7 protein-coding genes are annotated in these 16,539 nt (G+C 60.8%); 4 read left to right on the top strand and 3 right to left on the bottom strand.

The window, feature by feature from the left end:
* Nucleotides 1–27: 27 nt before the first annotated feature.
* Nucleotides 28–2,796: an InlB B-repeat-containing protein gene (locus tag OZX71_RS08480; RefSeq protein ID WP_277160010.1), complete on the bottom strand. Its 2,769-nt coding sequence runs from the start codon at nt 2,794–2,796 to the stop codon at nt 28–30.
* Between the two features lie 525 nt (nt 2,797–3,321).
* On the opposite strand from OZX71_RS08480, the gene OZX71_RS08475 reads away from it, so the two are divergent.
* Entirely contained in the window at nt 3,322–5,334 is a 2,013-nt protein-coding gene (locus tag OZX71_RS08475; RefSeq protein ID WP_277160009.1) for a trypsin-like peptidase domain-containing protein, read from the top strand.
* A 215-nt stretch (nt 5,335–5,549) separates the two neighbouring features.
* Here OZX71_RS08475 and OZX71_RS08470 read toward each other — a convergent pair whose 3' ends face one another.
* Complete coding sequence (locus OZX71_RS08470) at nt 5,550–8,357, bottom strand: hypothetical protein (RefSeq protein WP_277160008.1); 2,808 nt, start codon at nt 8,355–8,357, stop codon at nt 5,550–5,552.
* A gap of 715 nt (nt 8,358–9,072) precedes the next feature.
* Here OZX71_RS08470 and OZX71_RS08465 point away from each other — a divergent pair.
* Both OZX71_RS08465 and OZX71_RS08460 read left to right on the top strand, forming a co-directional pair.
* Nucleotides 9,073–11,052, top strand: coding sequence for a hypothetical protein (locus OZX71_RS08465; protein ID WP_277160007.1), 1,980 nt, complete (start codon nt 9,073–9,075; stop codon nt 11,050–11,052).
* A gap of 14 nt (nt 11,053–11,066) precedes the next feature.
* Complete coding sequence (locus OZX71_RS08460) at nt 11,067–12,296, top strand: class C sortase (RefSeq protein ID WP_277160006.1); 1,230 nt, start codon at nt 11,067–11,069, stop codon at nt 12,294–12,296.
* Between the two features lie 91 nt (nt 12,297–12,387).
* On the opposite strand, the gene OZX71_RS08455 is transcribed toward OZX71_RS08460, so the two are convergent.
* Complete coding sequence (locus tag OZX71_RS08455) at nt 12,388–12,540, bottom strand: hypothetical protein (protein ID WP_277146019.1); 153 nt, start codon at nt 12,538–12,540, stop codon at nt 12,388–12,390.
* 1,579 nt (nt 12,541–14,119) lie between these two features.
* On the opposite strand from OZX71_RS08455, the gene OZX71_RS08450 reads away from it, so the two are divergent.
* A complete protein-coding gene (locus OZX71_RS08450; RefSeq protein ID WP_348519539.1) occupies nt 14,120–16,291 on the top strand; it encodes an HAD-IC family P-type ATPase in 2,172 nt (723 codons plus the stop codon).
* Nucleotides 16,292–16,539 lie beyond the last annotated feature (248 nt).

Genomic DNA, 16,539 nt, shown 5'->3' with positions numbered 1-16,539 from the left:
GGCCTGCGGCGGAAAGGCCTCAGCTGCCTATGCGTAGATTTCAGGCGACTTGTGCTGCCCGATGTCCGGCATGCGGTTGTTGTCGCGGATCAGCGGGATGAGCAACAGCAGGAGCAGCAGCAACAGCCAGAGCCAGTTGAGATTGTGGTGTGCGCTCGCCTGGCTGACGGTGGCCACGGGCTCATTGGCGCACTGCGGGTCGTAGCTGGCGATGCTGTTGACACTGCCGAGCCTGCCGTCCAGCATATTGTCGCTCGGCGATCCCGTGGCTCCGGCGGTATTCGTCCTGCAGACCTTGCGCTGTTCCTTCTTCTTTTGCTCGGGCTGGGATTGCTGCTGCTGAGGATTGGCGCCCAAAGCCCTTGGCAGCACCCCGAGCCTGGTGGCGGCAATCGTGGTCGGAGGGGCCGCGACGCCGGCATTGCCCCGCCCCTGTGGGCCTTGCGGACCCTGTGGTCCTTGCGGGCCGATCAGCGGCGGTATGGTTTGCGGTGCGTTATCGGCTTTCCATTGCGCGTACACGATCGTGTCTTTGTTGATGGGCGTAGTGCTGAAGGCAAACGGTTTGCCGCCTTCAGACGAATCGAACCAACCGGTGAACGTATAGTCGTTTCTGGAGGGCGCCTTGTCGGGCTGGGTGGCGAAATCGCCCATTTTCACGTGCTGGGTCGTGGCGGGCTCGCCGTTCTGCGTCTCGACGAACACCGTGAAGTACACCGGGTCCGGAACGGCTTCCCAATGGGCGTGCAGGGTGATGTCTTGGGTGACTTTGGCGTTGAAATTGTAAGGCTTGTCGCCATTCGGGGTAGTGATGAACCATCCCTTGAAATCGTGCTTGTCGTAACTCGGGTCGGCAGGCTTCTCGAGCTTGTCCCCGTCATCGACCTTGACCGTCCAGACCGCATCGTCCGTTTTGTTTTCGGCATTGAATATCACGGTATGGGCATCGTCGCTCTTCCAGTGCGCGTAGAGCGTGGTGTCGTCGGTTATCGCCTGCTTGTCGATGTGGAAAGTAGTGGCGTTCGCAAAGCTGCAGGTGCTGGCGTCGGGATTCGTGGTTCCGGTGACGCAGGCCTTCCAGCCCAGGAACGTGTCGTCCTTGGTATGGTTTTCGTCGATCTGGATGGTCCTTGAAGGCTTGCCCGGGTTGCCCATCATTTGGCCGGAAACAACCTGCCGTACTCCAAGGTTGGTCTCGCCGTTGATGTTGCCGCCACGGAGGTCGATGAGCACCTGCGGTGCGCGTACATACGGATTGAGCTCGCCTTCGAACGTGCCGATTTGCTGGCCCGAGACCGGGTTTTTGATACCGGCGGAGAACGGAATGCTGATCAGGCCGTTGCGCACCTGTCCGGCGACCAGGTCGTTTTTCATGTTGTCGGGCATGTCGCTTTTCCACTCCACATGCGGATCCGTGAGCGTGATCGAGTCCGGCCCGACCTGGACGCTTTGTGCTGCAAGATCGGCTTGAGCCATATATTGGCCGGCGGTACTGATGTAGCGGTAAAACGCTTTGCTGCTGAAGCTGGCCTTGTCGGAAGCCGTGGTGTTGGTCAATTCGGTGTTGTGCAGAGTGACGTTTGGATTGGCGACGCTTTCATTGCCCCGTATCAACTGGTTGCTCGCGTCCAGCTCCTGAAGCTGCGTGAGATTCGAGAGCGGGCTGATGTTCTGGAGCGCGTTGCTGCTGATGTCGAGTTTGGTCAGGTTCGTCAGATTGCCGAGCAAAGACACGTCTTCAAGCAGGTCGTCACTCATGATGAGGGTGCGCAGTGAGGTCATGTGCGAGAAGGCTTCCGGCATCTTGCCGTCGATGCCGTAGCCGATGCCGCTGGCGTTCAATTCGGTCAGCGCGGGCATGCGTGTGAGCGGGCTGAAATCGGTGTCTTCGTGCAATGCCTCGCAGGCGTTGACGTCGAGGGCTTTGAGGTTCGGGAATGCCGTGTCGAAATCGCTGAAGACCGCGCGGTTGTCGGTGTCGTCGGATGCGCCTTTGCCGAAGTCGCTATACGAAAAGTCAAGGTCGGTAAGCCCCGAAAGTCCCTTGAGCTGCGAGACGTCCCAGAATGGCGTGTAGGAAAAATCGAGGGTGCGCAGGTTCGGCATGCCCTCCGAGGTCCAGGATTGCAGGTTGGCCTGGTTGATGCCTTTGTTGGTGACTCCGCTGAAATTGACCGTCATCAGACTTGCCAGATGTGCCATGGGGGAGTAGTCGGCGACCGGGGAGAAGCCGGAGCCGACCGTGAAACGTTTGAGGCCGGAGAGGATCTGGATGCCTTGGATATTGCCGACGGTCTTGCCGCCCATCGCAAACGGCCCGAAGCCGTCGCCGTCGATGGTGTCGACGCTGCCGGCCCAAGCCGTCGTGACCACGGTATTGTCGAACTTGGTGGCCGGGTCGCCGCCTTGCACGGAGGTGTCAAGCGGGTATTTCTTGGCCAGATACTCGCGGAAGACGGGGTCGGGGAAGCATTGCGCGAGCGTGCTCTCGTCCAGATCACATCCGCTGCCCCCGGCCTCGGTGCGTGGTTGCGCACCTGTCTTCGGCGTTTGCTCCGGTTTGGCAGACTGCTGTGTCTTGGTCTTGTCGCCTTCGCCGTTATTGGCCGTCTCATCGGTGCTGTCGACCCGTTTATTGTCGTTATCGGGCGTCTGCTGTGTCGTCTGCGGCGCGTTTGGTGCTGAGGAATCCGCAGTGCTGGCCATTGCCATCCCCGGTGCCAATGCCAAAGAAATTGCTGTTGCGGCAGCGGTGAGATGCAGCAGAAGTCGCTTGGAATTGTTCCGAATTCGCATTGCTCTTGCTCTCTTACGATTATCCAAATATAACGTAAACTTGTATGATATATATCATATCACGTGTAGTACAAATTATCGGTATACAACTACGGGCCTTTTGTTGAGTAGATGATTGTCCTTTTTGGGGAAACGCGTTCGTTCGAACTGTAATGCTTGAAATCGTTGGGTTGAAACACAAATTATCGAGCTCGGCAAAGGATTTATTGTTGCGAAAATCGGCGAGAATAGTTGAGAAATATGGCGATTCGCCTATTTGTTCTTCTGTCAGCTTAATCGTGTGACGGCCGAATCTTTCTCCGCTTGTTGGTAATGAATGGATGATGAGGCATTGAGTATCATTGCTATGTATAGGGACTTGCGAGAGCGAAAAGACGAGTTGGGAACCGTTGGGATTAATCTTTCAATGAACGTTCAGGAAACGTTCAGACCGCTTGTCTTTACTCATTATTAGCGGTTCACGAGTGGTGGTACGACAGGACTTGCTCAACGCCGCGGCCATCCGGGAAAATGTAAGGAGCAGCAATGGCTGAAGACAATAAAGATGAGTGGGGCAGCGGTCAGCCTGCACATCCGGATAATGATGCGAACGCTTCGTCAAGCTTTACTACCAATAGTGGTTACGTCGGCAATGACGGAAATACGGAAAGCGGCAACGTCGGTTACTCTGGTTCGCAAGCCGCCAACACGGCCGATTCCGAGCCGGGCGATACGCAATCCGCTGCGACGCAGGAGACCCGAAATATCAACACCACTCCGACGGAAGTGTTCACCACGGGCTACCGTCCAGACGGCCCGAATGCTACGGGTGCTTCTTCGGACAATCCCTATCAGACTTCCGCTTCCGATGATTCCGGCAACGGCTCCGTCGGCGGCTCGGGCCCATACCGTCCGGCTCCGGAATATGGGGCCTATGGCCCGTTGCCCGATCACATCGGCAACAACGGCGATGCCGCCAGCAACTACGGCAATGCCAATGCGCCGTTCGGTTCCGGCAATGCCCCGCAGCCGAACACACCGGGCAACAACGGTGCGGCCAACACCCCAAGCATGCCGTGGAACGGTATCTTCGGCAACGCCGGCCGGAACCCGAACGCCGGACAGAACGGCAACGCGGGCGGCGAGAACAATAACGGTTTTGGCAATTCCTACAATTCCTACAACCCCGGTCCCGGCCAGGAAGAAGGGCCGAACGGCGGCAATTTCGGCGGCCCGAATACGCCTAACGGCGGTTACGGCTACGGCAACGGCTACGCGAAGCCCAAATCCAGCAGCAACGTCGTCACGGCCATCGTCGCGGCCGTGGTCACCGCGGCACTGTGCTTGGGGCTCGGTTTTCTTGGCATTTCCAAAGGTTGGGTGACAGTCCCGACTTCCAGCTCGATGTCTGGCATCACGTCCAACAAATCCGGTTCCGGCACCGCTAACGTCAAAGGCGGGCAGGCTCCGGACTGGGCCGGCGTCTCCTCGCAGGTGTCCAATTCCGTGGTCTCGATCACCACGCAGGTCAGCCAGGGCATCGCCAAGGGCTCCGGCGCGATTCTCGACACCAAGGGCCATGTCGTCACCAACAACCACGTGGTGAGCGGCGGGCAGAACATCCAGGTCACGCTTTCCAACGGCCAGATGTACAAGGCGACCATCGTCGGTGCCGACAACACCACCGATCTCGCGGTACTGCAGCTGCAGAACGCGCCGAGCGACCTCAAGCCGGTCGAGTTCGCGGATTCCAGCAAGCTCGCGGTCGGCGAGAACGTCATGGCCGTCGGCAACCCCTTGGGCTACGACGACACCGCCACCACCGGCATCGTTTCCGCGCTCAACCGCCCGGTTTCGGTGATGGACGACAACAATTCCGAAATCGTGACCAACGCGGTGCAGATCGACGCGGCCATCAACCCGGGCAACTCGGGCGGCCCCACCTTCAACGCTGCCGGCCAGGTCATCGGCATCAATTCCTCGATCGCCTCCGCTTCCTCGTCTTCCGGCCAGTCCGGCTCGATCGGCATCGGCTTCGCGATTCCCTCGAACCTCGTCAAGCGCGTGGCCGATGAAATCGTCTCCAAGGGTTCCGTCCAGCACGCGATGCTCGGCGTGACCATCAAGTCCGCAAACGTCGAATCCGACGGCGTCACCCGCGGCGGCGCTCAGATCACCACGCCTTCCACCGGCGGCTCGGCGGTCGTCAAGGGCAGCCCGGCGGACAAGGCCGGCCTCAAGGCCGACGATACCGTGGTGGCCTTCAACGGCCAGGCGGTTGGCTCGAGCTCCGCGTTGCTCGGCTACGTCCGCGCCTCGGCGCTCGGCGACAAGGTGAAGCTCACCATCGTCCGCGGCGGCAAGACCATGGATGTCGAAGTCACCCTTGATCAGAAGGAAAGCGACGTCAAGGGCAGCAACCGTTCCGAAACCCAGAAGCAGGGCACCAACGGCCAGAACGGCAATGGCCAAGGTCAGAATGGCCAGGGCCAGCAGAACGGCAACGGCAACAGCGACGGAGACGGCGGCGGTCTCTTCGACCCGTTCGGTCTCTGGTAAAGCGGTCTGTGCCATGTAGGGACGTCGCTTTGTGAACGCGCCTCTATAGGTTCGTGTGGGCTGTCGGCTTCGGCTGGCGGCCCACACGCGTTTATGGGGGTGGATTTGCGTGCGGTGTCGTGTATGAGGTGCGCGATTGGGGTATGTACTTGCGGGGTCACGAATGGGATCGGTGATTGGGTATACGCACTCGAGGTTGGCGATTGCGATTTGCGTCAGTCTGTGCGTTGGGCGGCAGCGGCTTCGGCTGCGACTCGACGCCTGTATACATAACGTGCGACCGCCGTCGCTATAGCCGCGCCCAACGCCGCCAGCCATACCCAGACCGACGCGCTGCCGGCTTTGGGCAGGGGCGAGACCGGTGGGAGCAGTGGCAGGCCGAGGGTCTGGTCGGCGCCCTCATTGTGCTGGTCGTCCGTGACGGAAACGGTGTAATGTCCTTTGGCGTTCGGCGAGGCGAACGATTCCGGGACCGTGATCTGCCAATGACCATCGCGGTCGGTGGTCGTAATGGAACGTTTGCCGCCGGGCCAGCGAATTGCGACGGTGTCGCCGGCTTCTGGTCGGCCGGTGTCGTCCTTGGTATTTCCGGTGATGGCAGAGGTGTCGGCGCTGTCGATTTGTAATACAGGGGCGACCATATCCAGCACTTCATTGAGTTGTGCGGCCTTCGAGGATGCGCCTCGCGCGTTGCGCAGCGTGGCGGAGAAGACGGCGTGGTTCGTGCCTTTCGGCATCGCCGGCGGAAGCAGCCGGAGAGCGGGTATGGCCACCGACCAAGCCGTCTGGCCAGGCTCGACGGTGACGTCGGTGCAGACGGCCGCGCTGCCGGAGAGCGGATGGTAATCGGCGTCGGCGGGTTGCACGCAGAGACTCAGGGTGGTCGCTGCCTCGCCGATTGGCCAGACGTCGGTGCCGGAGACCTTGACTGCCGCCCCCGCGGCCAGTTTGCCGCCGGCCGAGGCTAAGGTGTGCGGAATGCTGACGGCGCTGATGACGGGCGTCTTGGCTGGCGCGGGCACGAAGGTCACCGTGTAGACATTCGAGTAGCCGGACAGGTCGAGCGGATCGACGGAGTTGCCGGGAGCCGATGTCGCCGGAGCCGTTGTTGTCACGGTTGTTGCCGTGATCGGTGTTCCCGGAGCCGATGTCGCGCTTTTGGTCCCCGAATCCGGTGGCGGATATTGCCAGGCGCGGTAGGAGCGAATTCGGGCGTAGGGATTGGACTCGTCGACGCTGTCCGGCAGCTTCCAGCGCCCGTCCGCGCCCACGGTGGCCGTGCCGACATACGATTCCACCCGTTTGGTGGTCGTAGCGGCCACTTCGCCGCTGGTGGGGTCCGGCGTGGAGACGAACAGGTCGACGTCCATTCCCGGCGTTCCGGTGCCGCCGACGTTTTGCGTGGAGGCGTAGAGCAGGCCGCTGGGCCCGACTTTCGGCGCGTCGATGGTGGGAGGTGTGGGCTTGGCAAGCGCGAAACCGTCGAAGACGGAGGCGTTCGACCATCCGAGGTCGGCGATCCGCTGTGCTTCGGCCGCGCCCATGCCTGCCGTAACGCCCTTGCCGCCGTTGCTGGTGCCGCTTGCCACGGAGGTGAGTGGGTTGAAAACGTCTTGGTCCTGCGCGGTGACGTATCGGTCGTCGCTGCCCGCGGAGCTGCGGGTGATCGGCCAGACCACCAGTTTGAAATAGCCGCTCGGCCTGCCGCCGGTCTTCTGCTCGGCCATCGCCCGCGCGAAATCGATGGAACCGTCCGGCCGTTGCGCGTCGCCTGAGGCCAGCATGGCGGTGTTGTTGCCCGAAGCCGGGGCGTTGAGCGCGGAGTAGTTGTTCCATTTGTTGAAATTGGCCGTGTTGCCGGGCTTTTGCGTGCCGATCTGCGCGGTCGGGGTCAGCGCGTCCGCCGGCACCCATTGCCCGGCCGCGCTTAAGGCCAGCCATTGGAAATAGAACGAGCTCACCACGGAGTAGGGGTGCGGGTTGGCCAGCCCCTCGCCGTCGGAAGTGCCGTTGTCGCGCGAGGCGAGGTCGTAGTCGTTGAAGTAGGTGAAGAACGAGTGCGCCGGCGCGATGCCCGGGCCGGTGCCTGCCTGCGAAAAGCCGTGCGCCACGTTGAGCCCCCAGCCGGTGCCGGCCTCGCTGTTGAACATCTGCGGGGTGGAGTCGTAGCCGATGCCCAGAATCGGCCCGTTGCCGGTGCAGGTGATTTTGCCGTTCGCCGGTGCCGGGCTGGTGCAGCGGTCGGTCGCGTAGGTGTGCAACGGCAGCGCCTTGCCGGTGGCGGGGTCGACGGCCATATTGGTGGCAATCGACGGCATGCTCTCCATCTGCGGCACCGAAAGCGCACCCACGTTGCCGAGCACCGCGTAGACATACAGCGGCACCTGCGTACCGCCGATGATGTTCGGGTCGGGGCTATTGGGGTAGTCGAAATCGCCGCGTATCGAAATCGCGAGATAGTCGTAATCGCCGACCGTCTGGCTCGATTGGATCACGAAGATATCGCCCTCGTTGTTCGTCCAGTTTCTGATCTTGTCGGCGTCGCTCTGCGCTCCAAAATAGGTGGCCGTGCGCGTGTTGGTGGTCGTGCCGTCGTAGGAGTAGACGATGCTCAGCCCGGGGCTGCTGTTCTGCGGGTTGACGTCGCCGTGCGCCACCCGCAGCACGAAGTCCATGCGCAGCTCGTCCATATTTGCGTCGATGCGTGAGTTGTAATTGAGCATCCGGTAGAGGCGGGGTTTGTGGTCGACGCCGAAATCGGCGGTGGCGGTGCCGGTTTTCTGGGTGACGGCAGCGCTCGCATCCTGCGTGCCGATAGTGTCGGCTGCCTGCGTGACGGCGCGGGAAGGAGAAGGCTGGGGCGTCGGCATCGTGTTGGCTTTGGCGCTGCCGATTGTGCTCTGTGCGGTGGCGTAGGGCTGGATGGCGCCCAGAGTCGCGAGCAGCGTAAGGATGGCCAGCGAGAAGGCAAGCAGCCCGCGGGCGCATGCGCTCCAGCGCGGTTTTCCGCAAAATATCCGCACGTTGCTGCCTCCTTACCTGCTGTGGCTTGTGTCTTGTGACTCTTGAATCTCCGAATCGCTTGTTTGTTATCCCGCTGCGGCCGTGATGGGTCTGGTGGCAGTTTGTGTGTGCCATCGTGGGCGCGACGCGTCAGGCAACGGCAGGCAACGGCTGTCGCATGCCGGTTTGACGCGTTATATTGTGGCAGCCGGAATGCGGTGACGTACAGAGGGTACACCGCCGCGCTGGGCTTCGGGCGAAATCAACGGTTCGCTGTGTGCGATGGATTTGCGTGGTTGCGGATTATGTGATAACCACCGGATCGGGTTTGAGGCGATAAATCTCGTCGTTCTGCTTTGTCGCGTTGTTTCCGTCGACGTTGGTGCCGGGCAAGGAATGTTCTGTATGTTCTGAGCGCCCGTTCCTCATGGCTATTTAGACAATAATAAAATAAATAACTAAAAACTTAGACTCATCAGTAGTTTTTGTGAAATATCTCATATCTGCTATCGGCGAGTGCACCGTCGTCTGCCCAGATGGTTCCGCTATATTCTCATAGGCACAGTTGGTCAGGGCGTCGGTTTTCCGCAGCCACTGCCGCAACAGCAAGCATGATCCGCGATGTAAGGCGCTGTATACCGGGTTTGAGGCTCACGCTTGTACCTGTTTTGTCGTCCACCACGCCGCCTGACGGCTGTCGATGACAACGATTTCCAAACGAGGGGAAGTACTCCATTGAGCAGATTATTGCAAAGCCGATTGAAGGGAAAACGTTTCGTAGCGCTGTTGCTGGCGTTGACGACGCTGCTGGCCTTGACGGGTCCCGTCGCCCGCGCCGAAGCCGCAGACGGCCCTACGTCCGCGTCGAAACTGCCGACGTACGGTGATAAAGACGATTTCGTCGCCGGTGCCATCGACCCGAACAAGACGCCGACATTGACGGTGACCTCGTATCTTTCCAGCGACGAAGGTTTCGCCTCCACCGGTTCCGCCAACGACCAGAACGAGGCAGCCGAAGGGCGCCAGGCCAATTCCGGAGCCGATTTCGAGCTCAGCGAAGTGCAGCCTGCCGCGGGATTGCAGTGGTCGCAGGTCTCGGTGAGCGACGTGAACACGTTCGTGAAGGTGGGCGAAGGACATATCTATTACGGCTCGACCGGTGCCGACGGATCCATTAACCCGGATCAGTGGTTCATGGATAACGACCACAAGACCCCGAGCGCCGGTTTCCCCAAGGGCGAGCACCACTATCTGCTCCACCAGACCGGCAGCCGCTACAGCAGCCGCGCCTTCGTCGAGGATTCCATTTTCGGCCTGCCGTACCGCACCACGCAGACCGACACGAACGGCGTGACCAGCGTCGGCTATATCTATAACCTCCATCTGTTCCCCAAGAACCAGACCACGAACCAGCTTTCCAAGGTCATGACCCACACCTCCGGCTCCGCCATCGCGCAGGTCGGCGACAAGCAGGATTACGAGATCACCCAGGTCATTGCCAACGACAGCAATCCGCAGACCAGCAAGGACAGCAGCCTCCTGCAGCTTTCCAATATCGCAGACACGAACATCGCCGAAGACGGAACCGGCGTGCAGCTGCGCGTCGTCGACCGCCTGCCTGCTTCGCTGAAGACCGTCGCCGACCCAACGGTGAGCGTGACGTTCACCGGCGACAACGGTCGGCAGGTCACTCATGACGTGCCGGCGGCAGTGTATTCGTATTCCACGGGCCACAGCGCTCCCAAGCGCATCAATCCGACGTATGCGGGTCAATCGATGACCACCCAGGATGGCCGTGAGGTCGGCACCGACGACGCGAACACCACCTACCTGACCTTCGACTTCTTCAAGGATGTCGCCACGTTCAAGACGCTGATCGCGGGCGCTCAGAAGGACCACCGCATCCTGCTGCGCATCGATCTGAAAACCCAGGTGACCGCGAACGGCGACTCCATCAGCGTCGATGCCGGGCATATGGGCAACATCGCCTTCGCGGATCATGGCTACACCCCGAAGCCGCTGGCTGGCGCCTCCCACACCCCGACCGCAGGCTTCCAGTTCGTCAAAACCGACATCGACGGCAACGGGCTTCCTGGCGCGGTCTTCCGCCTTTCGGATCCGGACAGCGACGCGCGTTTCCTGGCCAGCGACGGCAAGTTCTATGCCGACGGCGACCAGCGGCCCAGCGGTGTCGATTTCATCCAGGCGGCTTCCAACAACGCCGGTATCGTCAGCTTCGTCGACCTGCCGGTGATGCAGAAAACCAATCCCGCCGATCCGACGACCTGGAAGGGCGTGGGCCTCAAGGTCAATATCGAGGAATACTCGGCACCGGTGGGTTACGCGCGTGCGCGTGAGGTCTTCAAACAGCTCGACTTCAGCGCGATTGAGGGCAAGAGCGAGGAGGACATCGTCACCTCGAACCCCGAAGGCATCTTCCCTGCCGGCTATGAGCCGTCCAACACCAAGCCGAGCACCTTGTTCGGCGCGTACGGGGTCACGCCGAAGGACGCCAAGGACGTCTTCGGCAAGCCCATCACCGTCGGCATGAAGAACTGGAAGGCCACTGACATTCTCGGCCGGCCCATGGGACTGCCGCTCACTGGTGGCATGGGCATCGTGATCTTCCTGGTGCTCGGCGCGCTGGTGATGGCGCTCGCCGCGTGGCGTCGCCATCGTGCGGCTTTGAAAGCGGAACAGACGACCGCACGGTGAGGCCGGCGAAGTCGATGGGGCGAGCTGCGGGTGACGTGGCTGACGCGGCTGACGTCGCTGGCGCGAGCAACGTGAGCGGCGTGGCCGTCGAATCGGACGGAACCGTCGGGTCCGCGGAACCTTCCGCCTCTGTTGCGGACGGTTCGGCCGCTCGCCATGCCAAGGCGCGCAAGCCCCGCAGCCTCATCGACGTGGCCATTTTCGTGGTCGGGCTGGCGATTTTCCTCTATCCGCTGGTGGCGGACTATGTGAACTATCGCCAGCCGCAGGCCGCCATCGACGCCTACGACGCTATCGTTTCCAAGCTCTCGCCGTCTGCCCAGTGGAAGATGTGGAACGATGCCAAGTCCTACAACGCCGAAATCGGGCGTCTGCCGGTGCGCGATCCGTTCCGCAGCGGCGATATCAAAGCGCCGTTCAATAGGTATTACAAAACGCTCAACGTGGACGGCAAGGGCATGATGGGCTATGTCGATATCCCCAAGATCCATGTGAAGCTGCCCGTCGAGCACGGCACTTCCGACAAGGCGCTGGCGAATGCCACCGGCCATCTCGCCACGACTCCGCTGCCGACCGACGACACCGGCATCCAGCCCGTCGTCACCGGCCACACCGGTCTCGTCGGCCATATTCTTTTCGACAACCTCACGCAATTGAAGCGCGGCGACGTGTTCCAGATTCGCGTGCTGAACCATCGGCTGAGCTACCGGGTCGACCGGATTTCCGTGGTGCTGCCCGACGACGTGAGCCGGCTGCAGCCCATCGCCGGCGGCAACTACGTCACGCTGCTCACCTGCACGCCCTACGGCGTCAATGACCACCGCCTGCTTGTGCGCGGCCATTTTGTGGGGGAGGGGGTGCCCGCAACCCAGCCGAGCGGCGCGCCTCTGTGGACGATGTGGCTGTTTCTGGTGCTGGTCATGCTGGCCGCGGTGGGTATGGCGCTCGCCCGTCGCCGCCGCGCGCGGCTGAGTCGTATCCTCGCCGACGCCCTTGACCGCTTCGAAGCGCAAGACGAGGAATTCTCGGACGCCAGCCGTCTCGGTCGCCGCCACCGTTCGGCCGGCCGGCTGCGAGCGAAAATCACACTGCTCACGGCGTTGATCTGGTTGCTGGCTTTCCTCGCCTTGATCTGCGCGTGGGCTTCGTTCGGACTGATGATGCGCACCGGTTTCCTGCCCGTCTTCAACCTCGGCTACGCGTGGTTCGACGCCCACGTAGCATATTTCTTCGGCCTCGTATAGCGGCTGCCGCTCGATGCATCCGCGGTGGCTTGTCGGATTGCCAGCCGTGCCGCTCGTGACCGATATTGCCGCGGGCGGCACGGTGCTGGCGCTATTCGATCCTGCGGATCGCGTAGAGGACGCAGACCGCTAGGATTGCCGCGGCCAGAGGCGGGCTTACCTTTGGCGCGATCGCGAGCAGTACGACGCCCGCGAGCCAGCAGAGCCCGGCGTTCCCGGGCTTTTTGTTATGATGGGATGCCATTTCTGGCCTCCTTCTGATACATGTCGGCCGGCCTTATGACCCTGCCGGTCGCGCGCACGTTTCGCAATCGGTTCAAGGATTGCTGCCGCATGCACGCGGCAAGACCGACGCTACAACACAGACGTATGAAAGTGCGAATGAAAACCTTGATTTTCAAGAAAATTCAAGGTTTCTTGATATGGGTTGCGGTTGTGGCGCCTGAAGTGCTATGTTCGTGGTGTCGGTTTGGAGCGGTTCACTTCGGGGCGTTTTCGGGTTTCTGGAGCTTTTGCCTCGTCGGTCTCCGCCGGTAGGGCGTTCTTTTTTGTTATCCGTCCTCTGATATATGGGTATTCGTGCGGGTCGTCGGCTTGGGCTGGCGGCCCGCACGAGTTTTCCGGCACGTTGTCAACGTGGTGCCGTTATACTTAATTCATAATCTTTACGCCGTGTATCGGTGGCCTCGCGCCGCCGGTGGGTTAACAAGGCGTGACCAACTTGCTTGGCCGCGTGCTTGTGTGACTCGTGGCAAAGCAGCACACGCGCAAGGAGAATCATGCGGGTCATTCGCAAAGTTGCCGACATCTGCCGGCAGGTACCAATGCTTCCCACCACCATCGTGGCTGCGGTTTTCGTGGCGCTGTTCTGGAATTATCGGCCGTGGCTGGGCGGCGTCGATGCGCTGGGAATCGGCAATTTCGTGGCTGCTCCGCCGAACGCGGGGGCATGGCATATCGGTCCGTTCGCGTTCAACCCTTCCGTCGGTCAGTTCATCGTGGTCTTGCTCGTTGCCTATTCCGTTTTCGATTCCGTGCGCGGCATGGTCGCCTCGCTGAAGGCCGGGCACGTGGGCATCGACGTGCTCGCGATTCTCGCGTTGCTTTCGACGCTCGGCGTGCAGGAATACTGGGCGGCTTGGGCCGTGGTGCTGATGATCTGGTCGGGCGAGGCCATCGAATCATTTGCGCAGACCAAAGCCGAAAGTAACCTGAGCGCGCTGGTCGCCGCCGCCCCGCAGATGGCGCATGTCTCCGATTTACCGGGTGTTGGTGTGGATGAGAAGGCAGGTGGCGGTCTTTCTGCTGATGCGGCCGGGCCGAGGAACGTTCGGAATACTGCGGATGTCGAAAATATAAGTAATACAAATATAATTGATGGTATCGGTATCCATGGAAGTGTCGATACTCCGAAAAGGGTCGGAAATGCCGGGGGTGCGCAAAAATCCGTAAGTTCGGATAAAGCCGCTCGCTGGCATTTTCAGGTGGGTGAAGCCGACGAACGCGCCGCCACTGCCAACGCTGCGGGACGGGATGAGCGCGACGAAAAAGACCGTCTTGACGCGCTCTTTTCCAACAGTGACAAGCGTTTGGCCGACGGATTCCGGGCGACGCTGGCTGCTGCGTTGCCGCGAGGGAATGCACGCGAACGGGAAAATAACCTGTGTGTGATTGATACCGATGATTGCAACTGCGAGCTTTCTTCTGTGGCGAAGGATAACGCTGCAAGCTCCCGGAACGGTTCGCGCGGTTCGCGAGGTTCGCAAGGCAGGCGTGCGCAGCCGGCAGGTTCTCTGGCGCGTCATACATTTATCGGCGGGTCGTTGGCGCGAGCCTCGCAAGCCTCGAAAACGTTGGAATCCCAAGCCTCGCAGGATGCTCATTTCCATACGGTTCCTGTCGATCAGGTGAAGCTGGGCGACGTGCTAGTGGTCCTGCCCGGCGAAACGATTCCGGTGGATGGCAAGCTGTTGAGCGGCACGGCGACGCTTGACCTGAGCGCGATTAACGGCGAACCTCTGCCGCGCACCGTATTCGCGGGCGCTCGCGTAATGAGCGGAGCCATCAACGGTTCGACGATGATTGTCATCCGTGCCACGCAGCTGGCTAAAGATTCGCAGTACCAGCAGACCATGCAGCTGGTCGATTCCGCGCGGTCCTCGCGCGCGCCCGTGGTCAAAACCGCCGACGTGCTCGCAGTGCCGTTTACCATTATTTCGCTGGTTATCGGCATCGCTGCATGGATTGCTTCCGGCACCCCGGAACGCTTCGCGCAGGTGCTCGTGCTGGCCACGCCCTGCCCGCTGCTCATCGCCGCGCCGGTGGCGTATATGGCCGGAACCGGACGGCTTGCGAAGGCCGGGATTCTGACGAAAACGCAGGAAGTCCTGGAAAATCTCGGCAAGGTCTCGCATATTTTCTTCGATAAAACCGGCACGCTTACGGTCACCAGGCCGCAGGTCGTGCGGGTCGACGTGCCGGACGAGGCGCGCAGGCGGTTGCCGGATTTGCTGGGACTTGATGGGGCTGAAGCCGGAGTCGGACTTAAACCGGAATCGGAAGTTGAACTTGAATCGGAAGTTGAACCGGAAGCCGAACCGAAATCCGCGAGTAAACCCAGATCGGATTCAGGGCTCTCACACCCGGACTCGCGCTCGCAACGGGACCTATATAATAAGGACACCTATATAAAGGACATCATCGTGGAACTCGCCGCAGTGGTGGAGACGTATTCGGTGCACATCCTCGCGCAGGGCATCGTCGCTGCAGGGGCCGCCGCGTCCAAAAAGCTGCACAACGGCCGCACTGCTTTCCCGGTGGTCAAAGGCGTGCACGAGGATGCCGGCAATGGCGTTGAGGGCACGGTCGAGGGCCATACGGTTCGCGTCGGGCGGCTCGGTTTCGTGACGGGGGCGAGTCGGAACAGCGAAGGTTCGTTTGCCAAGTCGACGTTGCCTAATCGTGCTGACGATACGGCAAGTACTGCCGGCAGAGTCAACGTTGCTGCCAAAACCTCCGGTACAGATAATCCCGAACAGGTAGACCATGCTGGTATCGGTTCGCGAGGCAGTCGAGATAATAGAAAGGACACCGAAAACGCGTTGGCCGATAACGGAAGTTCTTTTATCTCGCGAACGGCCGGTGCCCGTGATTTCGTTTCGGGCGACCAAGCCGGAAACGATCCTTGCGGCCATAGGGGCGGGAATGAAGCCATTTCAGCGGATAGCCGAGATAAGAAAGATTCAACGTCTGATGTGAGCGGGAGTCCGTGTAAGGAACCGTATAGAGGTCAGGAGTTTCCAGCCTCGCAATTCAAAGCGCGCGCGGCCGATGAAATGGCGGCGTACGTTTCGATTGACGGAATCCTCGCCGCATGTATCGTGCTGCGTGACGTGCCGCGCAGTAATGCCCGTGAATCGTTGCAGCGTCTGCGCTCCTTGGGTGTGGATGCGGTGACCATGCTGACCGGGGATTCCCGTGCGTCCGCCGATGTGATCGCTGCGGAAGTGGGCATTGACGACGTTCGCGCCGACCTGTTGCCGCAGGATAAGGTCTCGGCGGTCAAGGCTGTTTCACATGAAGCGTTGCGGTACCCTTCGACAATCGAGGCGTTCCTCGACCGGCTTTCCGGGCAGCCCAAGCCTCGCCCGATTTCGGTGATGGTCGGCGACGGCGTCAACGACGCCCCGGTGTTGGCCGCGGCCGATATCGGCATTGCCATGACGGACGGCACCTCTACTGCCGCCTCGCAAACCGCGCAAGTGGTCATCATGAACGACGACATCGCCGACGTGCCGCGCGCCGTCGCCATCGCCCGCCAGACCAAGCGCACCATGCTGCAGGCCGTGGTCACCGGCCTCGGGCTGGCGCTGGTCTGCATGGTCGCCGCCGCGTTCAACCTTATTCCCGTCGTCGTCGGTGCATTCACCCAGGAGGCCATCGACGTGGTCTCGATCCTTTGGGCCCTGACTGCCCTGCGTGAACGGGATGTATAAGAAGAACACCTGCTTTTGCGTGTTGATATGTTCGTGTGCTTGAACTGAAGGCGCTAAATATATGCCGTTAAAATGTGAAAGACCTGCAAAATCCACATTTTATTGGCATCTTGGTGCACCAAGTTCCCATATTTTCGTAGTTTGGCTGCGGAATTGCCATAAAAACGGCATCTTGGTGCACCAAGAATAGGTGTTTTCGTAACTTTGATGGGGGAATTACCGTAAAAACGGCATCTTGGTGCACCAAG

It is taken from the genome of Bifidobacterium sp. ESL0764 (assembly GCF_029395515.1).
Lineage (GTDB): Bacteria > Actinomycetota > Actinomycetes > Actinomycetales > Bifidobacteriaceae > Bifidobacterium.
Note: the sequence above shows the minus strand (reverse complement) of the source record. Positions and strands in the feature narration are given on the sequence as shown.

Coding starts and splice junctions, on each gene's coding strand:
- OZX71_RS08480 (WP_277160010.1), bottom strand. CDS start 2,796: ATGCGAATTCGGAACAATTCCAAGCGACTTCTGCTGCATCTCACCGCT.
- OZX71_RS08460 (WP_277160006.1), top strand. CDS start 11,067: ATGGGGCGAGCTGCGGGTGACGTGGCTGACGCGGCTGACGTCGCTGGC.
- OZX71_RS08475 (WP_277160009.1), top strand. CDS start 3,322: ATGGCTGAAGACAATAAAGATGAGTGGGGCAGCGGTCAGCCTGCACAT.
- OZX71_RS08455 (WP_277146019.1), bottom strand. CDS start 12,540: ATGGCATCCCATCATAACAAAAAGCCCGGGAACGCCGGGCTCTGCTGG.